Source organism: Desulforhopalus sp. IMCC35007, assembly GCF_005116575.1.
In the GTDB taxonomy this organism is placed as follows: Bacteria; Desulfobacterota; Desulfobulbia; order Desulfobulbales; family Desulfocapsaceae; genus Desulforhopalus_A.
This window is the reverse complement of sequence record NZ_SWCN01000036.1, coordinates 1-24401: the sequence shown is the minus strand read 5'-3', so window position 1 is coordinate 24401 and position 24401 is coordinate 1. Positions and strand designations below refer to the sequence as shown.

Annotated in this window: 17 protein-coding genes; 10 read left to right on the top strand and 7 right to left on the bottom strand. The window is 46.0% G+C overall.

Annotation, left to right across the window (positions count from 1 at the left end; translation table 11 throughout):
- The first annotated feature begins 9 nt into the window (after nt 1-9).
- The 5 genes from treZ to FCL48_RS22870 all read left to right on the top strand — a co-directional run bounded on the left by treZ (nt 10) and on the right by FCL48_RS22870 (nt 9594).
- Complete coding sequence (gene treZ / locus FCL48_RS22890) at nt 10-1905, top strand: malto-oligosyltrehalose trehalohydrolase (RefSeq protein ID WP_205747803.1); 1896 nt, start codon at nt 10-12, stop codon at nt 1903-1905.
- On the top strand, nt 1883-7048 hold the full coding sequence (gene treY / locus FCL48_RS22885) for a malto-oligosyltrehalose synthase (protein ID WP_136876084.1): 5166 nt from the start codon (nt 1883-1885) through the stop codon (nt 7046-7048). Before treZ ends, treY begins: the two co-directional genes overlap by 23 nt.
- 21 nt (nt 7049-7069) lie before the next feature.
- Nucleotides 7070-7750, top strand: a complete 681-nt coding sequence (locus FCL48_RS22880; RefSeq protein ID WP_136876082.1) for a DUF5752 family protein — start codon at nt 7070-7072, stop codon at nt 7748-7750.
- Nucleotides 7751-7759: 9 nt separating this feature from the next.
- Nucleotides 7760-9001, top strand: coding sequence for a glycosyltransferase (locus FCL48_RS22875; protein WP_136876080.1), 1242 nt, complete (start codon nt 7760-7762; stop codon nt 8999-9001).
- 254 nt (nt 9002-9255) lie between these two features.
- Nucleotides 9256-9594: a hypothetical protein gene (locus FCL48_RS22870; protein WP_136876078.1), complete on the top strand. Its 339-nt coding sequence runs from the start codon at nt 9256-9258 to the stop codon at nt 9592-9594.
- Between the two features lie 589 nt (nt 9595-10183).
- On the opposite strand, the gene FCL48_RS22865 is transcribed toward FCL48_RS22870, so the two are convergent.
- The 3 genes from FCL48_RS22865 to FCL48_RS22855 all read right to left on the bottom strand — a co-directional run bounded on the left by FCL48_RS22865 (nt 10184) and on the right by FCL48_RS22855 (nt 13193).
- Nucleotides 10184-10837, bottom strand: coding sequence for an oxidoreductase (locus FCL48_RS22865; protein WP_136876076.1), 654 nt, complete (start codon nt 10835-10837; stop codon nt 10184-10186).
- A 512-nt stretch (nt 10838-11349) separates the two neighbouring features.
- The gene (locus FCL48_RS22860) at nt 11350-12183 is read right to left on the bottom strand and encodes a C1 family peptidase (protein WP_136876074.1); all 834 of its coding nucleotides are present in this window, start codon (nt 12181-12183) and stop codon (nt 11350-11352) included.
- 74 nt (nt 12184-12257) lie between these two features.
- Nucleotides 12258-13193 (bottom strand): serine protease, encoded by a 936-nt coding sequence (locus tag FCL48_RS22855; RefSeq protein ID WP_169309341.1) that lies wholly within the window; start codon nt 13191-13193, stop codon nt 12258-12260.
- 317 nt (nt 13194-13510) lie between these two features.
- Here FCL48_RS22855 and FCL48_RS22850 point away from each other — a divergent pair, with 317 nt between their 5' ends.
- Together FCL48_RS22850 and FCL48_RS22845 are read left to right on the top strand one after the other, a co-directional pair.
- A complete protein-coding gene (locus tag FCL48_RS22850; RefSeq protein WP_136876070.1) occupies nt 13511-14968 on the top strand; it encodes a tyrosinase family protein in 1458 nt (485 codons plus the stop codon).
- A gap of 64 nt (nt 14969-15032) precedes the next feature.
- Nucleotides 15033-15581: a hypothetical protein gene (locus tag FCL48_RS22845; RefSeq protein ID WP_136876068.1), complete on the top strand. Its 549-nt coding sequence runs from the start codon at nt 15033-15035 to the stop codon at nt 15579-15581.
- A gap of 213 nt (nt 15582-15794) precedes the next feature.
- On the opposite strand, the gene FCL48_RS22840 is transcribed toward FCL48_RS22845, so the two are convergent.
- From FCL48_RS22840 to FCL48_RS22825, 4 genes are all read right to left on the bottom strand, one after another.
- Nucleotides 15795-17309 carry a hypothetical protein gene (locus FCL48_RS22840; protein WP_136876066.1) on the bottom strand — a complete coding sequence of 505 codons (1515 nt, stop codon included), beginning with the start codon at nt 17307-17309 and terminating at the stop codon, nt 15795-15797.
- Nucleotides 17310-17633: 324 nt separating this feature from the next.
- On the bottom strand, nt 17634-18692 hold the full coding sequence (locus FCL48_RS22835) for an alcohol dehydrogenase family protein (protein ID WP_136876064.1): 1059 nt from the start codon (nt 18690-18692) through the stop codon (nt 17634-17636).
- A complete protein-coding gene (locus FCL48_RS22830) occupies nt 18685-19215 on the bottom strand; it encodes a TetR/AcrR family transcriptional regulator (RefSeq protein ID WP_205747802.1) in 531 nt (176 codons plus the stop codon). The genes FCL48_RS22835 and FCL48_RS22830 overlap by 8 nt, the downstream gene beginning before the upstream one ends.
- 276 nt (nt 19216-19491) lie before the next feature.
- Nucleotides 19492-21642 (bottom strand): ATP-binding protein, encoded by a 2151-nt coding sequence (locus FCL48_RS22825; protein WP_136876062.1) that lies wholly within the window; start codon nt 21640-21642, stop codon nt 19492-19494.
- Between the two features lie 690 nt (nt 21643-22332).
- On the opposite strand from FCL48_RS22825, the gene FCL48_RS22820 reads away from it, so the two are divergent.
- The 3 genes from FCL48_RS22820 to FCL48_RS22810 form a co-directional block, all read left to right on the top strand.
- Entirely contained in the window at nt 22333-23205 is an 873-nt protein-coding gene (locus tag FCL48_RS22820; protein WP_136876060.1) for a DUF72 domain-containing protein, read from the top strand.
- 35 nt (nt 23206-23240) lie between these two features.
- Nucleotides 23241-23546, top strand: a complete 306-nt coding sequence (locus FCL48_RS22815; RefSeq protein ID WP_136876058.1) for a J domain-containing protein — start codon at nt 23241-23243, stop codon at nt 23544-23546.
- 375 nt (nt 23547-23921) lie between these two features.
- Nucleotides 23922-24401: transposase (locus FCL48_RS22810; protein WP_136876056.1), on the top strand; the 480-nt coding region annotated here is incomplete at its 3' end.

Genomic DNA, 24401 nt, shown 5'->3' with positions numbered 1-24401 from the left:
AGAAAGCTTATGGTGCTCACTCCACAAAACAGTATAGAGAACAGCTTTTTAATGTCTTTTGGTGCTCAGGTTGAACCGGCGGGTGGAGTCCTTTTTCAACTTTGGGCACCAGGGGCAGAACGAGTGGATCTTTTTCTGCTGTCTGAAACGGCTGCAGAAGAAACAGTATCGATGCCTCGCCTGGAAGATGGCTGGTATCGCCTCTACCATGGCAAAGCCAGGCCGGGTGATCGCTATCAGTTCAGAATTGACCGTAAGCTTTTTGTTCCCGATCCGGCAAGCCGTTATCAAGCAAGTGATATTCATGGCCCCAGTGTTGTCTGTGATCCCCGAACATTTTGCTGGCGAGATCAGGCCTGGACGGGGAGACCCTGGCAAGAGACGGTTATCTACGAATTACATGTCGGTGCGTTTTCTCTTGAGGGAAATTTTCAGGGCGTCACCCGGCGGCTGGATTATCTTGTGGAGTTGGGTGTAACCGCAATTGAGCTGATGCCTGTGGCCCATTTTCCAGGCAAGTACAACTGGGGATATGATGGTGCGTTGCTCTTTGCCCCCTGTAATTGCTATGGCACGCCTGATGATCTGAAAAACCTGGTTTCCGAGGCGCACCAGCGCGGTCTCATGGTCTTTCTTGATGTGGTGTACAATCATTTCGGCCCGGAGGGGAACTATCTCCACGTGTATGCCCGGGATGCCTTCTTTACAGAAGAGTTTCACACCCCATGGGGGGCAGCTATCAACTACTGCGGGCCGCAGAGCAGAACAGTCCGGGATTTTTTCATTAGCAATGCCCTCTATTGGCTGGAAGAATATCATCTTGACGGCCTCCGCTTTGATGCGGTGCATGCGATCTTCGACCCATCGAGTCCTGACATTCTTCAAGAGATATCCCAGGCGGTACGACATGGGCCGGGAAGACGGCGGCATATTCATCTTATGCTGGAAAACGATAAAAACCAGGCCGAATATCTTACCGCTGAAAATAACGGCGCGACACCACCTTTTACTGCCCAATGGAACGATGATCTCCATCATGCCTGCCACACTCTGTTAACCGGCGAGGCAGAAGGCTATTACATCGATTATGCCGACAAGCCCCTGGACCATCTGGGGCGGTGCCTCACACAGGGTTTTGCCTATCAGGGCGAGCCTTCCCTCTATAGGCAGGGGCTCAAACGTGGTGATCCCAGTGATCACCTGCCTCCTGCAGCCTTCATCTCTTTTCTGCAGAACCATGACCAGATCGGAAACCGTGCCTTTGGCGAAAGACTCTCTTTTCTTTGTGACCTGTGGAGTCTGAAACTCTGTACTGCCTTAGTCCTGCTTGCCCCATCTCCGCCACTTCTTTTCATGGGAGAAGAATTTCTGGCCACAACCCCCTTTTATTATTTTTGTAATTTCGGCCCGGAGCTCGCAGACAGCGTAACAAAAGGGAGAAGAAAAGAGTTTGCCGCATTCAGTCAGTTCAAATCCCGGCAAAGCAGGGAACAGATCCCTGATCCCAACGCCGAAGAAACCTTCCTGGATTCGAGACTTGCCTGGAATGAGCTTGACACCGAAAAGCACCAGGCTTTTTTGAGTTTTTACCGCAAAATTCTGAAGATCCGGCACTCTGAGATCGTACCTCACATAAAAAAAACAGTCGGAGGTTCTGCCAGCTACACAATTCCAGCTCAAGGGGTGTTGCGTGCCTGCTGGCAGTTGGCAGATGCTTCACAATATACCATAGCTATTAACTTTACCGAGCAACACATTGCGCGAGAGCTACCTTTACGCGCCAGGATGATCTATCAGCTCGCAAAGGGAAATAATTGCCCGTCCCGAGACTGTTTACCCGCGAAATCTTTCTGCTGTTATTTTTCCAACGAGCGAGGACATTATGCCGACTCACTCCTTATATAAGCTTGCGGCTCACTATGGGATATATCTGGAATCGCCGGATGAAAAAAATGTTCATTCGGGCGCTGCAGACAGTTGCCTTATATCGTGTTTACAGGCGGCAGGTCTTGATATTGCTGAACCTTGCCAGGCAGATGGTTTATTGAAACAAGTTGCACGGCAACACTGGGAGCAGATTCTTGACCCGGTATCAGTGCTGCAGGAAGACAAGGGATGTATATCGCTCCCATTACGGTTGCCGGTTGCAGATGAGCGGCAATACCAGTGGACCATAATTGAAGAGTCGAAAAAAGAACACCATGGTCTACTCAGACCTTCGCAAAAGGCTATGGAGGTTGTGGTAGAAAGAGACGAACAGGGGTACGGCATCCACCAGCTTGACCTGCAGCTTTGCCTCCCCTGCGGCTACCACAATATATCAATCTCCAGAGTCGATGAGTCAAATGACCACACCACCATCTCCGGGCAGTTGATCGTTGTGCCCCGGAGCTGTTATGTCCCTTCTGGAATAAGCGCCGAGAACAGGGTCTGGGGAGTCAGTGTTCCGCTTCATGCTGTTCGCAGCAAAACCAACTGGGGTATCGGTGATTTTTCAGACCTGAAACAGTTACTTGCATGGGCTGCAACCCACGGAGCCGGCACGATTCATACCCCACCATTATACAATCTCTTCGGGTCCGCTGATAATGATGGAAACCCTTACGCACCCTCCTGCCGCATTGGACTCAACGTCCTGTATCTTGATGTTGAGGCAATTCCGGATTTTTTAGAAGATGAGGAGGTTGGAAAGTACTGCCTTCAGGCCGGCTTTCAAGCCCGGCTGGCATCTCTTAGAAACCAGGCGCGGCTCGATTATGATGCAGTAATAAGGCTAAAAGGAGAATTGTTTAAAAAACTCTGGAATCATTTCTATACAAATCATCTTAATCCTGAAACATCCAGAGGAGCAGATTTCAGACACTTTCAAGCGCAGGGAGGAAAAACTCTACACTACTCTGCAATCTTTGCAGCAATTGCAGAGGAACTTGGAGAGGACGGCCGGTACAACAGACATTGGAACGACTGGCCTGTTGATTTAAGAAGCCCTTTTTCCAAGGCGGTAGCGTCATTTACCGAACATCATGAAAAGCAAATTGAATATTATCAGTATCTGCAATGGCAGGCCGCGTTACAGATGGCCACGATTGGCCACCGTTCCCTGGAGCTGGGTCTCAAAATCGGACTGCTTCAAGAGTTTTTATATAGTATCGATAACAACGGTTTTGAGAGTTGGTATTATAATGACCAGCTGTTTCAAATGACGCGTGTAAAGAAATACCTCATTGATACTTCCACCATTGATCCCGCCGTTGGGCAGCCGCTTTTTTTGCCGCACAAAATCCAGGAGAGCTGTTATCAAGCATTTATTGAAGGGTTGCGTCACATCATGTTCAATGCCGGGGCCGTCATTATCAGATCAATGGCCAACTATTTCCAGGCGTCCTTCTCTCTGGCCGGAGATTCAGCAAAAGCCTTCATCCGGTATCCATTTTCTGATTTCCTCGGGATTTTGGCACTGGAAAGCATAAGAAACCGTTGTCTGGTGATTGCCGATGACACCATCGACAAGCTTCCCAAAGAGCAGCAGACAGCTCTGCGCCAGAAAAACATTTTTTCAAACATGGCACTCTTTCAATTCAGAGATACACAGACGGAATGGCGGGAAACTGCTACCTATCCGGCAAACAGTCTCATATCCACCTCGCCTCCTTTTCTGGCGAGTATGCAAGGGTTTTGGCAAGGTCGGGATATTGCCGTTAAAACAGAGGAAGGCTTGTTTCCTGATATCGCAGCAAAGGAGAAGGCTATTTTGGCCCGGTCCTCTGACAGGGCCAAATTTTTAATTAACCTCGCCCATGCAGAGCTCCTACCGGAAGGATATGACCTTGACCCTGCCAAAGTATTAGAGCTTGACTGGTCCCTGATCTCAGCCGGCCAGATGTTTCTGGCGAAGACCCCGGCGAAAATTCTACTCGTTGCCATGGGCGACCTTCTCCAGATAGAGGAGCAGGCTGAACCACCATCCTTGATCAACCAGTCATTCTGGACCATGCGTCTTACATACGATCTGGAAACTATTGTTGCCAGCCAGAAGATTGAGAACCTGTTCAAAGACCTGTGCCAGGAAAGGGGGTTAGGGGTGGTACGCCCTTCTGCGCCATTATCGGATCGCAGAAAACGACAGGGAATGAGCCTTCCTACATCTTTCTACCGCCTTCAGTTGAACAGAGATTTCACTTTTATTCACGCTGCGGCAATTATTCCCTATCTCAAAGGACTTGGAGTGAGTCATTGTTACATATCCCCCCTGCTCATGGCACGACCCGGTAGCCCGCATGGCTATGATATCATAAATCACACCTTGATTAATCCGGAGATCGGCAGCCGTGCGGATTTTGAAATGTTTATTGAAGTTCTGGAGCAGCACCAAATGGCTCTGCTCCTCGATATTGTTCCTAACCACATGGGGATCGGCCCCGATAATCACTGGTGGATGGATGTCCTGGAAAATGGCAGGCTTTCACTGTATGCCAATTTTTTCGACATCAATTGGCAGCCTCAGAGCCCACATCTTAGTGGTCGTGTCCTGCTGCCGGTGCTCGGTGATCATTATGGAAATATTTTAGACCGTGGCGAACTCACTCTTTGTTTTTGCGAAAACAGCGGCAGTTTTTCAATCCACTACTATGAGCACCGATTTCCTGTTGCCCCCAAAACCTGCCAGACCATACTCGCTCACGATCTTGCGCGCCTTGGTGATCGACTGGGGCTGCAGCATACCGGCTATCTGGAAATGGAGAACCTTATTTCTTCTTTTGAAAACCTGCCAGACCGACATGAAATATCAGAGGAGAAGATCCAGATTCATCAGCGGGATAAAGATGTCAACAAGCGGCGTCTCGCCAGACTCTGTCGGGAGCAGCAGGAAGTCAGGCAATTTATTGAGGAAAATATCATCCTCTTCAACGGCGAAAGAGGTAACCCCGAGAGCTACGACCTCTTACATGATCTTCTGGAAAAGCAGGCATACCGGCTTGCATTCTGGCGAGTGGCTGGGGACGAAATCAACTACCGCAGGTTTTTCGATATCAATGACCTGGCCGGGCTTCGTATGGAGGATGAACAGGTATTTCATGAAACCCATAATTTTATTCTTGATCTTATAGCCACCGGTAAAGTCGATGGTCTGCGAGTAGACCATCCAGATGGTCTCTATGACCCTCTCCAGTATTTTTCACGGCTTCAGACAGCAGCAGTAGGCAAGATGCAGAAATCAGGAGATGGGGAACAGAACAATGCTGAAGAAGCTCGTCAAATGCCTCTTTATGTGGTTGCAGAAAAAATTCTGGCGGATTTTGAATCCCTGCCTGAGGCATGGCCGGTGAGTGGCACCACCGGATATGACTTCTCAAACCATCTGAACGGTATACTCCTCGAGACAAAGGCAGAAAAGCCGATGACGTCTTTGTATCATCAGTTTGTCGGCAAACAGTTTGATCAGGAGAGCCTCCTCTACAACTGCAAAAAACTGATTATCCGCTCCTCAATGGCTGGCGAGCTCAATGTCCTGGCGAGTCAGCTTTACTGTCTGGCACAGGCAGATCGTGCAACCAGAGACTTTACCTTCAACCGTCTCCGTGACGGCTTAATCGAGGTGGTTGCGTACTTTCCAGTGTACCGCACCTATATTACCCCGGAAACAATAAGCAAGAGTGATAGCAAATTTATTGAATGGGCTGTGGCACAGGCCAGAGATAGAGAACAATCAGACGACCTGAGCGCCTTCGATTTCATTAAAAACATATTATTATCGAAGAAGACAGGCAACACCCGCAACCAGGTCGGAAGACAGAATTTTATCAGTAATTTTCAACAATATACAGGTCCAGTTATGGCCAAAGGCCTTGAGGACACATCATTTTATATCTATAACCGTCTTTTGTCTTTAAACGAGGTAGGAGGATCACCACAACGTTTTGGTGTCTCTGTGACGGCTTTTCATCGCAGTAATCAGGATCGGTTGCGGTACTGGCCTCACGGCATGTTAAACAGTTCCACCCATGACTCCAAGCGGAGTGAAGATGTGCGGTCCAGGATAAATATCCTGACGGAGATGGTTCCGGAGTGGAAAAAACGGGTATTTGTATGGAGTAAGCTCAATCGCTCAAAAAAAACCAGCCTGGGAGATGTGTCGGCACCTGACGAAAATGATGAGTATGCCTTCTATCAGAACTTGATAGGGGTGTGGCCGACAGAACCTCTCGATGAAATGGGAATGCAAGATTTCTTGCAGCGCATTATAACCGCTTCGGTGAAGGCCTGTCGTGAGGCAAAAGTCCATACAAGTTGGATCAATCAGAACCAGTCCTATGAGGATAGTGTTGCCCGATTTGTCGAAGGGGTTTTGACCAAAGACGACAGTCCGTTTATGAAAGATTTTCTGGACATGCATCAAGACATCTCCTGGTTCGGCCTGTTCAACAGCCTTTCTCAGGTTTTTCTGAAACTGGTTGCCCCGGGCATTCCCGATATCTACCAGGGGTGCGAGTTGTTACGTTTCTCCCTGGTTGATCCGGACAACCGCCGACCGGTAGATTTTCAAAAGCGGCAGGATCTGTTGTTTTCTTTATTTGAAAGAATGGAAAAGGCCGATGAACAGACCCCACTCCAGCAGGAACTACTCGCTGATCTGCACGACGGCAGAGCTAAGATGTACACCATTGTCAAAACCTTGCAGCTGCGAAATGCCTGGCAGGAGGTGTTTGATCGGGGCAGTTACCTTCCTTTGGAGGTAACAGGTACAAAAAGCAGCCATGTTTGTGCCTTTGCCAGAAAGATTGAAAAACGGATGATTATTGCGGTTGCCCCCAGGCTCTATATGACCCTGATGCATGGAGAAAAGCAGCATCCCATCGGTACTTCGGTATGGGGAAATACCGCGATCGTCCTACCGAATGCACTATGTGAGTGGCAACTTACAGATATTTTTTCCAGTGACCCTGCAAATACTATCGGGGTGGAAGAGGGCTCAACATCTATAGAAGTTGGTCGGTTGTTGCAGTCCTGGCCGGTTGCTCTGTTACAAACAAGCAACCGGTTATTATAACCGCAAAGAGGAGGCAAAACGATGAACGTATCAGCAAATGACGACACCGTCAGGGAGACAAAAATATTTGAGATTAAAGATTGCGCCCTTATCGCCATTGCTACCAGTAAAAGAGCGATAAACCTCAAAGAGTTGCAGAGCATCCTGACACAAATCAGCCTCGACAGTATCTACTACCACTTCTGGGGCGGCCTTTTGCAGCCACGTTTTGAGGAGCGGGAGTACAACAATGACTTCGCTGCCTGGGCCTGGTATGCTCTGCATGATGCTCCGCTGGGCGAGCGTCTGGCCGTTGTCGACCCTAACGATTTTTCAAACCTGGAAAATCTCCGTCAAGAATTACTTGAAATTATAGATGAAAGAATTGATGAAAAAGAATCACTGGCCTATACCCTGGCAACCTCATATTTTGAGTTTATCCGCTCACAAATCGTAATCTTTGACACCTTGGAAAAAGCTCACAATCCTGAAGAGTTAACAGCTTTACTCCCTGACATGTCTACAAGCAGCATTTTTTATCATTTTATCGATTCCCGCCGCCGCCTGGATAATCAGGGAGATGACTTTCGTTTATTTCTCAACTGCCATGGAAAAAAATATGAGGGTCTTTGCTGCCGGCTTGCTGCCATTGATCCATACTTTGGTACACTGTCTGAGCTTAAGAAGCAGGTCGTTGAGGTCTTTTCAGCACATTTTTCATAGGAGGAGATCATGTCGAAATTATTGAAAGCATACGCACAAGTTGCCGGTCATGAGGTGGTCTCTCATCTGCGCCAGTTGGCAAAGCCTCTGGTCGGGATGAAAGTTGTACATGTGAACTCCACCCGAGTTGGCGGTGGGGTGGCCGAAATACTGGAAAAGCTTGTACCGCTGATGCAGGAACTTGGGATTGAAACCTCTTGGGAAGTTATTGAAGGCAGCGACCTATTTTATCAATGTACCAAGAATTTTCACAATGGCCTGCAGGGCAAGCAAATCCGTATCCCGAACACACAATTGCAGGAGTATGAAAAGGTTAATAGCAAGAATGCAGAAAAATTACGGCAACAACTCGAAGAGGCGGAGTTTGTCTTTATTCATGACCCACAACCTGCCCCCCTCCTCTCTCACTGCAAAAATCGCAGAGGAAAGTGGCTCTGGCGCTGTCATATCGATGTCAGCCGTCCATATCGACCCACCTGGAAATATCTGCGTCAATTTGTTAGTGGATATGAAGCCAGTGTCTTCTCTCTGGCCGAGTTTGCCCAAAACCTCCCCCATCCTCAATATATTATTCCGCCAAGTATTGATCCACTCAGTGCAAAAAATATCGAACTGCCGGACAAGGAGGTCGCATCGGTCTTTAACAACTTCCATCTTGACCCTGATCGCCCTCTTATTCTGCAGGTTTCCCGGTTTGACCGGTTCAAAGACCCCCTTGGGGTTATCCAGGCTTTTAAAATTGTAAAGAAATATGTACCTGATGCTCAGCTTGTTCTCGCAGGGGGCGGAGCGACGGACGACCCTGAGGGAGAACAAGTCCTTCAGGAAGTTCATGGAAGTTCCTCAGACGACCCTGACATTCATGTACTGTTGTTACCTGCCGATGCACATCGAACCATCAATGCACTGCAAAGGGCAGCGGATATTGCGGTGCAGAAGTCGGTTAAAGAAGGATTCGGCTTAACCGTCACAGAAGCCATGTGGAAAGGAAAACCGGTAATTGGTGGTAATACGGGGGGCATACGTTTACAGGTTATTAACTTTAATACCGGTTTTCTCGTCAACACCCCTGAGGGAGCGGCGTTGCGTATCCGTTATCTGCTTCATCATACAAATAAAAGAAAAGAAATCGGTATAAAAGCCAAAGAATTTGTACGAGAAAATTTTCTCATCACCCGTCACCTGCGTGAATATTTGACATTACTTACCAGCCTCCACTTTGGTGGTAGTGACAGACTTGAGTTGAATTAATGACTGACGATGGGTTCGCTATAAACAAAGAAAATTGAATGGATTTTATTAACTGGAGAAGGAAAATACTGGGTGTTCTCGATTTAAGCTTTCGTACGTTTCATTTTAAAATCCAAAGTATGCAAGTCACATGAAGCGGTGTAACGTTTTGAATTCAAAATGTAATTTTTCCAAAATGAGACATTATCATAGACAAAATAAAAAAGGTTTTACTGCCTGTTGACGGTTCACAGAATTCCAGAAGAGCCAGGAAGGTGTCTAAAAGTGCCCCAATGTTTGACCAGGATCATGCCGTCTCGACGCTCCGGACCCTGTCATCTGCAACCTCAGTCAATGCTTCCCTTCTCAGCGACCACGGGGCTCAACCCCCCTTTGCGCAGGGACAGGTCCTGCATGGCCTGCTCCCACTCGCCGGACTTGAGGCGTTTTTCCTCGATTATCTCGAAAAATTCGCCCTCGCCCAAAATAAGGTCCTGCTCCTGGGGATGGTTTTTGCGCAACAGCTTCACGGCCAGGTTAGCCTCCTCCATACCAGAAGCAGTCAGCCAGGTGATGAGACGATGATTACCGTCTCTGCAGACTTTGTACAGTAAATAGCGCTTGCCCATATCGATTATCTCCAGTCGTCTCTCCGTGACATTAATTGTTCTTTTATGGATGATACGTAAGCCGCTTTTTACGAGAGATCAGCAAAAATATAACTATTAACCTTGCTGAGAACAATATTTTTCAGAGTATATAGTCACTACCATAACATCTTGCTGACAACTTCATTTTGAGTCGTTAATACATGTCTACTCCACCGAAGGAAAAGGTGTGAGAAAAACATTTTTCTGGAAAGAGTTACTGCAATATTGGAAACCATGATCTGAGTGAGATATAAGACCAGTTCCTGGCTTCCGGCGCCAAACAGCAATGAGAAAGCCATCAAGAACCAGGTTTTTCTTAATCCTTGTGATCATCGACCAGCCTACAATTCGACGATAAACAGATCCACCACTATAACCAGATTACACCATCCTTCAGCCGTCCAAATATGCGTGATGTCCGAGCAACACACCTGATTCGGTTCTGGTACGCATCCGCAAGATTTTTGTGAGGGGCAAATACCTTCTTTACCTGATAGTGTTTTCCCTTACTGGCTGAATTCCAGTGCTATTTTTCAACCAAACCCAGCAAGCCTTAGCCGATCTGATTTGATTCGTACACATGTACTCCAGTGACAGGTCTCTCTTGCGCAACCTTCACCATGAACCGTGCAACTGACTCTGCCTGGACAGGAGCATATTTCCTCAAACCACCTACCATTAAAGGTTGCAACAATGGAGAAATAATACCACCAAGCCTTTCACCCAATCGAAACTCATCTCTTTTTCCCAACAACAACGACGGTCGTATAATCCGTAAACAGTAATAGCCGATACCTTTCAGAGCCTCTTCCATCTCACCTTTTGTGCGGCTATAGAAGACTCTGGAATTCTTGTCTGCACCCATCGAGGAGATGACTATCAATTGTTCTGCTCCCCGCGTCTTCATCAACTCTGCAATTGCCACAACCAGATCAAGATCAATCTTTCTGAATGCTTCTGCTGACCCTGCTTTCTTCATCGTGGTTCCAAGACAGCAGAAAACATCCTGCGCCGAGATCAAGGCCTGGTTTTGTTCGAGATCGTTAAAATTGGTCACAACAGTTTTGAGTTTCTTATGAGTGGTGAGTATAGGCTTTCTGACCAGAGCTATTACCTCTGCATAGCCAGGATCATCAAGAAGCGCCTGAAGACAATAGCCACCAATCAAACCAGTCGCTCCTGCTATTAATGCTGTACGGGGTGTCATTTTTTCATATCCTCTGGCTTAAAGAACGATAATCTGCGGTTGTTTCTCAAGCATCCTCTGCCAAAACCTCCAGCCCAAACCATTGTGCCAAAGAGATTCCAATCATCTGCCGTAGCCCTGAGATCAGCATCGATAATCCTTCCACACCCTTATTGAGCTGATACCAGAAAATAGAATTGGGAGGTGGAGCTCAATCGAGGCAGTTTTATGCCCCGCACGATCAGCACACCCATGGTAGGTTATCTGCAAGAGTACGCAGCATACAGCAACTTTTCTCGTTGACCCTACCATCTTCAGTACCGCCTAACCGACCACTGTTGAGGATACGGTTTTCCTCTCATCGAGTGCTTCACGAAGCTTAGCCGCAAAATTAACATTCAATGGATGATAGCCGGGGATAAATGAGGTTTTCTGGCCCAGCTTTTAAAAACGTTTTCAGTTTTCATAGCATCTTCCCCAAAACTGCTTTACAAGCGTAAACAATCTTCACTTTCAGTAATGGCCAGGATCTTTTACAGAACTGCTCCATAGGATTCCTTAAACGCTGATTTTGCATACTCATTACTTGCATATGCATAGCCTTTATCCCCCCATTTTTCACCCCAGCTGTTACGAACGATGAAATGATCCTCCGTATAACCTACAAGGCAGACTGCATGACCACCATATAATTTAGATGAATTATACTCTTTAAGCTGTCCATCAGTTGTAGTTGCCTTCTTCCAGCTGGAGTCAACATTGAGCCTGGTCAACACGGGCCCCACATGGCAGAGCCATATACGCCAATAATCAGGTTCATTGCCAAGATTGTAGTACGCTGTAATTCGGAACTGGGCAGCAATAGAGAAGAAAACGTTAACAGGTAGTTTAGATAGTGAACCATCCATCGGCAGCATGTGTTCCGGAACGCAGCCGTACTTCTGGGCAATACGCAGGGCGAGTTTGGTAGAGGTACCTGCCTGCTCGATGAAAGTCGTGGGATAGCTGGTAATGGTATCTGTTTCCTTGTTTGCCATCCAGATAAATCGTGGGGAGGGGCACTCGTTTTCTTTGAGTAGTCCTTTGGTGACATAGTGATAACGCAATACTCCATCGGCGGTTGCAAAGCCTACACAGGCCCCGGTCTTGCCTTGGTCCCTGATGTTCCACCATGGTTTTCTGAGGTCCACTGTTTTCTTGGGTGGCACACTTAAGTCGCTGCCGACAACTTCAAAAGGCAAATTGAGCAGGGTTGACGCTTTCGACTGGGCGGTGACGGCATCTGCAAAGGACCAGTCATTTTCGGAATCTGGAGATTTACCGCAATTAAGTACAAAGCGGCTGAATTTTGGGCCCCGTTTTGCCATATCCCTCTCCTTCCATTTATCAATGATGAAGAGACAGGCTAAGTTGGAGGAGCCAACTCAGCCGGGAAGTTTCACTATTCTATGCCGTTTGGTAATTTTGCGACAAAGGCACTGGCCTTTGTTATGGCTTCACTGCCTTCGGAATCCTCGATCTGATTGCTTCGAAAACAATTGTTAACAAAGTCCATATCATAATCTTTGGCACCCCGTACCAGAATTCCCTCAACCAGGCCTTCTTCATTAAAAACCGCGGAGCCGGAATTACCGCCATAGGTGTCGAGGTTAGCAAACAGCCAGGGATCCTCATCTCTTCTCAATACTGTTGTATCGCCAAAAGCTATTTTGACCGGCAGACCACTTGGATAGCCTATAACGCCTAAATTACGGCCTAGACCGAGGGAATCACTGTCACGTACTTTCAGAGGAGTAGCATTAGGCGCAGTGATAGTTCTATCAACCCGAACAACCCCATAGTCACCGGTGGAAGATAAATCGTGAGCAAGGAGTTCTTTGCCGAAATAAACCTGGTCTGCACTAAATTCTGTTGTCCCCGAGTCGTCAAGGCTCTTCACATAAAAGCCAAACAGATATGCTGTGTTTTGGATTTCTGCTTCAGTTTCGCCGCAGTGGCCAGCAGTTACAATAATGTCTGGACCAACCATGAAGCCCGAACACCAACCTCCGACATGTTGGGTCGCGAATCTTTCATCGCTGCATGGCGGTAGTCCCTGGCGCTCAAATTTACTTACTTTGAGCTTAAATGAACCATCTTCCTGTTGAACCAGATTATCTTTGTCTGTAAGGATGACTGTGGCATCGGCAAGAATTTTGCGCAACTCATCCTGAGGGATTCCTGTTTCAAGGGTATGGTAATCTCGTCGATCGTCTGCGCCGGCGATAACCTTATCGCCCTGTGGCCCTATATCGACACCGTTTGAATTAATCAGGCCTTCTCTACTGTGGTAGATCTTAGCAATCTTAGCTTCGCGCTCTTGATGTAATGTAGACATAATGAATCCTCCTTGAAAAGTGTGAAAACACCTTATGATCTTTTTAGGAAGGATTTGATGAATGTCAAGTGGCCGTAATTGCGAGATTGATGCAGAAGATGTCATTTTTACCCCATACAACTGCAATCGGTATCATAACACATATATTGATTTTTTCAGGTTTGAGACGAATATTATACTACATTGCAGTATGGCAACATTTGTATCATTTCCTTTTGCGACAACTATTCTCAAATTGAACAGGATGTGTTCATAACCTCAGCAGACCGTATCAACCAGATCATCTGGCATACAAAATCATTTACGGAGGAAATCCCATGATTACAAGGCGTCAGGTACTAGTTGGAATCGGTGCTACAGTGATAGCACCCTACTTATTTACACTACCCAGTCGAAGCCAAACAGTTCGGGTTCGTCGAGACCTTACCAAAATGGCCGACGATGACCCCTTTTTCTCACAATACGCGCAGGCAATTGAAAAAATGCATGCTTTACCGGACTCTGACCCGCGTAGTTGGCGGAATCAGGCAATTATTCATGCAAATTACTGCCCCCATGGAATGGATGATTTTTTGGAATGGCACCGTTTTTACATAACCTACTTCGAGGAGATCTGTGGGGAAATTATAGGCGATCCAGGCTTCACCCTTCCTTATTGGAACTGGTCCAACAACGAAGGTCGATTGCCCAGACAGTTTTTTGACGACACCCCGCTCAACGTCGTTCGTCTAAACGATACATCCAATTATACGCCACCTTCATGGTCACGTTCAGGGTGGAGGGACATACAAACTGTCGGCACAAGGGCTCTCACGCTTACGACGGGGCTTATGAGCGACCCACGTTTTTCGCAAATTTTTAATGACAATGCCATTGACAGCATAAAGCGACTTTCTGATTTTGAGTTGTTTCAGCGGGCAGTGGAAGGTACCCCCCATAACACAGCCCATGTGCTGGTTGGTGATCCCAATGGGCATATGATTAATGGACTGTCCTCACTTGATCCTGTTTTCTGGCTCCATCACTGTAATGTCGATCGAATATGGGCAGAATGGCAGACGGCGATGAATGAGACCCCGACAAACAACATGCACTACGACGGCCAGTTTGTCGATAAGCAGGGGCAGGGCGTCAGCGTAACTGCTCAACAGAGCCACGACTTTAAGGCGATGGGGTTTACTTATGACTCCATAGAAACCCAAGCGCCCGGTATGTTGAACCCGGCTGATCTTCCTAAAGAATCAATTGCTGATACCCTTGATACCGGTCAGGCAACTGTTTCTCTTGGTGTTGCCGGTAATACTGTGAAGTCCACCATCAATACGTCAACCAATCTGAAGGTGTCAACACCTGAGCTTGCCGGCAATCTGTTTGGCAGCAGGGTTTTCAAGGCAACGAAAAACCTCTCCAGACCACGTAATGCCGTTGAAGCCAGCAGGGTTATGGCAGTGCTGAAAGGTGTCTCGTATCCCGCCATGGGAGATGAACGCATCGTCGTCAATGTTTTCGTTGATTGCCCATATATCAGCCCCAAGATACCAAGTACTGATCCACATTTTGCCGGTGCCTTTGCTTTTTTTGGACAACCGATGAAAGAGATGACGATGGGAGGAAACTTTGTCGTTGACCTCACTAAACCTGTTCGTCGTCTAGCGGAACAAGGACGACTCAAAGAAAATGAGCTTACTGTACAGCTTATGCCGGTTATGGTCACTCCGAATGGTCCAAAAGACGCTGAATTCAAGGTATCGTCAATTGAGATACTGCGAGTCTAATAGAGTATTTTCATGTGATTGGTAGCCCGATTATCGTGGATATTTATTAGAATACATTGAGCCTATGCAAGTAAAATTATCTGATTTTATCATCATATTACTGTTTGGAATCTTCTCGTTTCTCCCCCCTCTCCCTTACTGGAGTTCTCTCCAATGGGGGGAAGTGAATGCCTCAACTGAAAATGTACGATCTCCTCCTGATAGTCCGATACCAAAAGAGGGCCTGAGATTGACTCAAAACAATAATGTTCGGATAAGCATTGGAAGTCATAAAAGAAAATCTACAGCCAGAGTATCTGGGGTTGAGGTCACCGTCCGTCCGGATGTCATAACCAGCTCTGAACGCTTTGTGATAATGGTGTATGCGGTTGATGGTAGCAATCATTCTCAACTTGATGGAGAAGCAGAGTATCTTGGTAGTTACGCTTGGTTTTCTCCTGTTGCGCCTGGGGAAAGTATAAAATTCTTTGTTAACATACCAAAAAACTTCCATATGGACAGCATAGATCCTGCGGCAACATTTGAACTTGAAATCAGGTTGGAGCCGACAGCCCCTGAAAAAAGCCTGAAACAATCTGTGTTGACTGTTCTCGGTGCAGAACTCGTTTGGTAGACTGTGTTTCGTTTTAGCAGTAGAGGGTTAATACTCACTGATGTGGTCGTAGACTTTTAAAATCAACTTTTCCTGGATAGGCTTATTCACCACGGCCAAGCCCCACGTCTTCTCTCAGAAATCGATAGTGGAGTATTCGCCCGTAACTGGGCAAAACTAAAGGGGAGGATTCTCTTAATCGGATCGCAGGGTTAATAAGGGATTTGGAATTTCCTACTTAACACCTGTGACCGGCCTCATCTGGGTATCACACACCCCGCCTACTTTGACTGTTTTCGATATTGTCTCTCCCTGACAGGTTTCCCCCTGATCATCAATGCGACATCTCAGTTCCAGCGGGTTGCCGGCATTAATCCAGGAGGGTGTTTTTCGATATCGTCCGATCTCGTTGAACCTGCAGCCACTCGGAATCCCATAGGGAGCACATCGAGACGGTGCTTGCAGGGTGACCCGTCTCCCATCCACGACGAATCCTGGATAATTGTCAACAACGGTGGCTACATCCCTGGCCGGGTCTTCCCGCACGAGGAAGTTACGAAAGAAATAACCACCTTGCGTTTTTTGATCCACCTGGATCCGGGTATCAGCTATCAGCGCAAAATTGTTTCCCCTGCGGGCCACCGCCCCTGACATGTATTCGACCCGATCGTGATTGGGAAAGCATTTTCCCATCGCCGGGGCATGATAATAATGTGTAAGTTTTTTCAGATCCGACAGTGAATTATGCGGGAAAATCGCCACAAGGTCTTGATCGTTGCCAAACAAGATGCGTTGAACATCATCCAGATTCTGCGTGTACATGCTTTGCAGCTTGCTGTACTTTCCGTCATCGGCTAAATCGTCGCGCAGGTAGCAGGAGGTCAATCCGGATATCTGCGTCAGATATTCATCCCAGATGTTGTACTGAGAGACGCTCGATGAAACGCCCTGAAAATCTCCAGGTGCCTTGCATCCCTGGCGCATGACACACGACTCGAGGCCGCGGTTACGAATCGAGAGGGCAATAATATTACGTTCACAGGCGCCATAGGCATTACAACCACGTTCCAGATGTCCTTCAAAAATCGCGGTACGCATGGTGTAATCCAGATGCTTGGCACGCTGCAGGGATTTATCTGGCCAGCGATTTTTCCTGTCAAGAATGAAGCGATCCCAGGCCACCTGTAAAGCGTCGCGACGCCCGGTCAGATTCCGATTGATGCTGTCACAATAGGTCGAGTTGTGAAAGTTTCGAACGATCTGATCCAACTCGCTGCGTGGCGGTGTGGCCCCAGTTCTGACTTCGGTTGAGGGAGGAGGATCGAAAAAAGGCGCTTTGGTCATCGCATACAGACTTCGAACCTCCAGAACATACTGAACACCACCTTCACAATGGTGATTAGCAACAGTCATATCCTGTCGCTGCTTAACGTTGTTTCTAAAGTTTTCCACCGAAGCCGGCGTCGCTGTGCGGGAATCCACAATCACCTGAAAGCCCACATAAGGCACGCCCTTGTTGTCAGTCAATGGTTTCCCGTCGTCCACCACTAAACAGGGCACCACCGACGAACCTTGAGCCAGCGTACCCACTGGCACCAATGGCCCCGTATCTCGAAAACTTTTGCTGCTGTAATAAGGAATTTCGAGGGCGCTGTTAAAACGGTAAAGGGTCATGACCTGTGTGGCTGGTATTCCCGCCCAGGCGCTCGACGAAATACAGAGTGTAAGCAGCAGCAACAATCTCTTCATAACATGATTCTCTATGAACATCAGGCAGAAACCTGGACGCATTACCTTTACCCCCAAGACCTATACTATTTTTCTGTACATACAACGCTTGCAAATCTTGTAGAGATCGGGATGGCTTTCTCCGTAACCCTGACACACTTTGGCAAAAACGAAAATGTGGGCCCGGAAACAGCTTGGTTACCGGTTGAAAACCACACCCCATACGTTACGCATCTTTCGTGGTCCATCACAACTACTTCATTGTTTGTTAAATCTCAACAAGATACTTTTTGCAAAAATTTTAGTAGACAATTTAAGCTGTTGCTCCTTGGCAAGGTCAACCATTTAAGAGTTTACGGACAGATCGATCACAAGTTTTCCGATATGCTGCTTTGTCTCAAACTGTTTTTGCGCTTGAACAATATCCTGCAGAAAAAAGGTGTCTGATATAACAGGGCGAATCTCCTCTTTTTCAATTCGGTCAATCAGGTTTTTAAAGACATTATCACCCAGCACAGTGCAGCCAAAGAGGCTTAAGTCTTTCAGGTAAAGTGTCCTTACATCCAGTTCCACAAGAGGGCCAGCGATTGCACCGGCAACCGCATATCGGCCATACGGTTTTAGAATATCCAAAAGTTCCGACCAGCTTGTTCCTGCTACCAGATCAATGACAACATCGACACTGTTTTTTCCAAGTCTTGCTACAGTACTATCATTGCGGGATACGATTTGCTGGGCCCCAAGACTCATGATCCTTTCTGTTTTGGAAGGACTTGTAACCCCAATAACTTGAGCGCCACGAGCCTTTGCCAGTTGAACTGCTGCCGAGCCAACGCCTCCAGATGCTCCGGTTACAAGCACAACATCATTGGCCGTAACACCGGCCCTTGTCAGGAGGTTTTCTGCTGTGGAGTATGAGCATGGAAATGATGCAAGTTCAATATCGCTGAATCTGCTGTTTACCGTAAAGGCATGTCGTGCGGCAACAACAGTATATTCAGCAAATCCTCCGTCACATTCAGAACCAAAATACCATGGAGTGGATAGCTTTTTGCCACCAGCTTCACGTATGCAGGGCTCAACAAGCACTCTTTGACCGAGGAGCTTTCCGTCAACTTCTTTTCCGGTAGCAACAACATTGCCACAAACGTCAGCCCCCTGGATTCTTGGGAATTGAAGGGCATTTCCAGACCAGCTTGCATCGTCGGAATCTCCATCTGACTTCGAATACCAGGCCAGTCGAGTATTAAGGTCAGTATTATTAATACCGGCGGCACCTACCCTGATAAGCACATCGTAAGGACCTGGTTTGGGAACAGGGATATCATCGCGAAGTACCAATTTATCAAAACCACCGTGTCCGGTAAGCTGGACACCTTTCATGAATGCAGGTATCTCATTCATTGTTCTCTCCTTCCATTATTTTCTCGGCAACTGCTATTGCAGAGTGAATTGCCTGTTTACCAACAATTGGCCATGCAGCAGACACTCCTTCATGCAGCAGAAAAAGTTCATGGGATAAATCCTTCCTGCAACTCCTTACAGCCATTACCTGGATAAGTTCATTTTTGTAGCGCATAGTAGCATCCCGCACATTCTTGTTGTCTGGAAAAGATGTCAGGGCGTTGAGATATAAACAACCATGGGGGGCGTAGGAGGTCATCCAGACAGCAAGACGGTTAAACAGGTGGATAATTGAATCTTTGCCCGGAGGCGGTTCATTTTCTGCCAGGAAAGCGAAGTATCGGGCATGGCGATAATGTAATGCACCAATCACCATGGCTTCTTTTGAAGGAAAATGGCGGTAGAGTGTTCTAAGAGTGGTTCCAGATGCCCTCTGCAACTCTGCAACACTTGGCTCGGCAAACCCACGATTATTAAATGCCTGCTCCAGTCGAGCAGCAATTTGTTCTTTCGTTGAAATCACAGCCAGCAAGGTAGAATAAACGCTCTACCTTGTCAAGGTGGTATTTTAGGAACATCTAATTGGTGCTGCCTGACAGGAATAATGCAAAGCTGCTGATTCGCTTAAATGGTTTTCATTGTCCACCATAGCATCACCCATTTCACAGGAAGGTGTTCTCATAACCTCACATGAACAAGGCAAGAACTGAAATTCATTGTCGGCAACATGCCAAGATACTACAACAACGATTCATCTGAACATGATCAGAGCAAACCGGCAGCAATTACAGTTGCTCAATTATGAGTTGTGTCTTGATTTAAAATTGAGTTCCTCGTCTGTTCCCAAAACGTCCCTGATCTTTTCTCCCAATTGAGACACTGTGAATGGTTTCTGAATAAAGCCTCTACAGCCACGGTTCATAATTTCCCGGGCTTCTCCGTCAAGACTGTAACCACTTGAGAGCATTATTTTAATATCGGGATCTAAACTTTTCAGCTTATCAAACAGTTCTCCTCCACTCATTTGAGGCATTATCATATCGATAATAAACAGATCAATTTTTTTCTTCTGAGTTCCAACAATTTCTAGAGCCTCCATGCCCGATGAAGCAGTTATAACATCATAGCCGAGCATGGAAATCATCTCTTTTCCCACCTCAGTAATCATAGGTTCATCATCAACCAAGAGAATTGTGTCTGTACCTGTTTGCGTATCTATGGCGGGTTTGACTTCAGAAACTATTTCTTTCTCTGAAGAGGGAAGTAGAATTGTAAAGCATGTCCCCTCGCCCTCCGTACTCTCAACAGAGATAAAACCCTGATGATTTTCAATGATTCCATAGACCATGGCGAGCCCTAAACCGCTACTCCCCCCCAGAGAATCAGTAGTAAAAAACGGATCAAATACTTTTTCTATATCATCTTTACGAATACCTCTGCCGGTATCTTTAACAGTAATTTGAACGTAATCTCCTGGTTTAATGACTTTTACTTCAGCACCATTTGCATCGACCATTATCTGCTCTGTTGCTATGGTTATGGTACCTCCCTGTTCCATGGCCTTTGATGCATTTAACAGCAGGTTGACAAACACCTGCTCCATCTGGTTCTCATCAACTTCCACTGCATTGAGGTGATCGTTTAAAACAGTTCTAATCTCAATTGCTTTTATTGCAGGCTGCACAATATCAATACTATTCGTGATAACATGATTAATGCTGACCGCTTTAAGTTCATATTTCCCTCCCCGCGCAAAGCCAAGCAATTGAGAAGTCAGGGTTGAGGCTCTTTGAATATAGCTCTCCATGAGTTCAAGTTGCGTAGAATGAGGATGCTGCTCTTCAAGATCTGCCCGGATGATGGATATACGCCCTTGGATTCCCATAAGGAGATTGTTAAAATCATGGGCCACACCACCGGCAAGAGTGCCAAGAGATTCAAGTCTCTGAGACTGCTGTAATTTTTCCTCAAGTGCTTTTTGTGTTCGCTCAGCTTTCTTCTTTTCAGTGATATCTCGTACAATTCCTTTTATGCCGGCAATAACATTACTGTCACCCGGAATTGAGGAAAATGTCCCTTCTAAATATCGAATAGAATCGTTGGATAAAATGAGGTCAAACTCTATATTGAGAGTGTTTATTTGTGCGTCGAAAATATCCTGAAATTTATTATTAATCTCGTTTGTTTCTGGATTTTCTAAAAACACTTTAAAGCTGGTCCCAACGACTTTTTCGACCGGCTTATCGAAAATTCTACACATCGCGGGGTTTGCCAAGGTTATTATGCCTTTCTGATCCTGCTCAAAATACCCCTCAACCATAGTTTCAAGAATGGTACGGTACTTCTTTTCAGAAGAAATCAAAGCCTGTTCATACTGTTTACGTTCAATAGCCAAAGCGATTTGATCAGAAACTGAAATAAGAGTATTCAAATCCACTTCGTCAAAGAGTTCAGCATCATGGTAACTCAATGTGGCCATAACACCGATGACTTCATCTTTGATTTTTAATGGAACACCGAGCCACAATTCAGGAACTGTGCCTATAAGTGTTTTTGAGTCACGTCTCCTTTCAAGCTCATCTTTTCTCAAAAAAACAGGAGTGGCGTTTTGAATGACACCGCCAGTTAGGCAATTATCAAGTTGAAGTTCGTCACAATAGACATTCTCATCATCGTATATATCTCTGAAGTATGGAAAACTAATCCGTTGGTTTTCTTTATGATATAAGGCAATAAAAAAGTTGGTCAGATCCATGATTTCACCAAGAATATGATGAATTGATCCATATAACGCTTCGAGATTCTTAGAAATCCTGACTGCATTTGAAATTTTAAACAGAGTCTGATTGAGTTGTTCAGCTCTGCCGAGGGATAAAGAGTCTTTCCTTTTGTTCTGGGGGCTAACAGAAGATTGGGTCGGCGGTGATATGTTATCCAGATTGTTATTCATAGCATTATTTTTTGGTTGTGACTCAGCTACATCAAGGCTGTGTGGAAACAGCTGAACTTTAGTGGCAACCAAACATTTTTTATTTTAAAGTCTCAAACAGCAACCACTATAATATAGTAGGTCAAACTACATTCATCGTTTCCCCTGCACACCGTGGGGCCTTCCTGAGCTTGAAGAAAAAGTGGTACACTGAAGATAGCATTGATGTCGGCTTGACAAAATCCTTGGAGCCCAACGATGGCACCATGCAACAGTAAGACTGGAACAAAATGCGCGAATTTACCTTCTTTATGAAATCCTCTCCACCAAGGTTTGTGATCTTTTTGTAACGACTTCTTTCAAAATACCCATTCAATCGTTACTTCACTTTCCCTGCTCATGTCAGTTACAACCAGAGTATAATTACGAGGTTCTTTGACTGAAGGTCCTATCCAACAATTGAATGCCAAAGCCTTTTTTCTTTATCTCTACCGGTAGTATTAACATATCTCGTAATGCAATTTCACACCCATTTTACAGGTTATTGGTATCAAAATCTCAATGCAGGAAAAAACGAAGTCAAATTTTACCGCTGCTTTCTCTTCCACCTTCAATTCAAATGACAACCAACCTTCTACAAATACAGGAGAATATATCTTACCCCAGACCACACAGTTGTTCTCTGCATAAAGAAATCTTATTGTTTTCAAAATGGACACAAAACACCTTCTCAAAATCGGAACCTGCAGTTGGAAATACGAATCCTGGCGGGGACTCATTTATTCTCGGGACAATGAGATAAATTTTCTTCAGGAATACAGCGAGCATTTTCAAACCGTCGAGGTTGACCAGTGGTTCTGGTCGCTGTTTAAAGGCAATGCGGTGGTCATGCCGAAAGCGAACGTTGTCGATGAATATGCAACGTCAGTACCGCCAGGTTTTACCTTCAGCATCAAGGTCCCTAATAGCATTACCCTCACTCATCATTACAACAAACCGAAAAACACAGCATTGGTTCCCAATCCATATTTTTTATCCACTGAACTTATGGGAAAGTTTCTTCAAACATTGGAACCACTTGGCGATCACATTGGTCCTTTGATATTTCAGTTCGAATATCTGAACAAGATAAAAATGGCCAGCATGGTTCATTTTATTGAGAGGTTGCAAACTTTTTTCAATGGGCTTCCTGAAGGTTATCAGTATTGTATTGAAAGCCGAAATCCGAATTATTTAAAGAATGCGTATTTTGATTTTCTCGCCGAGCACCACCTGGGACACGTTTTCCTGCAGGGGTACTATATGCCTTCGATGTTTGAATTGTATGAGAAGTTCAAAAACCGACTGAGTGATCCGGTAGTACTCAGACTGCATGGCCGAGATCGTCGGGGAATTGAAGAGCGGACAGATAATGTCTGGGATACGATTGTTGATCCAAGAGATGACGAGCTGTTGCGTCTGAAAAGTGTTGTGAATGATCTTCTTCAAAGGCAGCATCAGGTCTTCATCAATGTCAATAATCATTACGAGGGCTCCGCTCCTCGGACTATTGAAAAGATCAAGGTGCTTTTACAACTTGATTGAACATACAATATTTCAACGATGAGCCAGAGCTTATTATGACGACAAAATACGACGAGATTACCGAAGCCCGAAAGACACTGGACCTCCCTGAGCGAGCATCTCTACAGGACATAAGAGAAAAATATATAACCTTACTGAACCAATGGCATCCTGACAAATGTACTGAAGACAGTGAGAATTGTGCCGAGATGACAAGAAGAATAATCACTGCGTACAAAAGCATCGTTGACTACTGTAATCAGCATCAATTCTCCTTCACTGAAGAAGAAATAAAAAAAACCTGTTCCGTTGATGAATGGTGGTTTGAACGGTTTGGAAATTCTCCCTGGTGGGCAAAATAAGCCTGTACCATTTCACTGCAAAACAGCGCAAAAGCATGGGGGGGGTAATCCTGCATTATTTTTTAAACCCTGAGGTTGCGTTACCAAAACGTCTCGGCTACCAACATGGCCGGCTCGCGGCAACTCCAGCAGATGAACAAAAAGACCATGGTGGATTGGTAAGCTTTCAGCAACTTAATCCTGACGTATGGGTACCCCTGGTGCCAGCAACACAGCCGCATGGTCATAGCCACGAAGCAAGGCCTTGATCTCTTAAACCTCTCTGATAGATATCATGGTTAACACTCGGGCAAAAAAGACCTGCCTACCTTGTCAGCGTGGATTAAGTTGATTGAAACATCAATCAACTCAGAGCCAAAACCAAGGAGGCAGGTCATGGAGAAAATGATAAAGAATGTAGGCTTAGATGTCCACAAAAACTCGATATCGATTGGAATTGCTGATGATGGGCGTGATGGCGAAGTTAGATATTACGGTAAAATTGATAACGACATGAATCAACTGGATAAAGTCATTCGTAAACTAATATCGAAAGGCGCAGTTCTCCGATTTGTATACGAAGCTGGCCCTTGTGGATATGGAATCTATCGTTATCTGACCAACAATAACATTGATTGTGTTGTCATTGCTCCTTCAAAAATTCCACAACAAAGCGGTAACCGCTTAAAAAATGACAGAAGAGATTGCCTCTCTTTAGCCAGGCTGCATAGGGCAGGTGAACTCACAGTTGTGTATGTACCGACCCCTGAAGATGAGGCCTTGCGTGATTTAGTGCGGGCTCGGATAGATGCGACCCGTGCACTTCGGGTAGCCAAGCAGCAGCTCGGAGCCTTCCTGCTTCGGCATGATATGGTA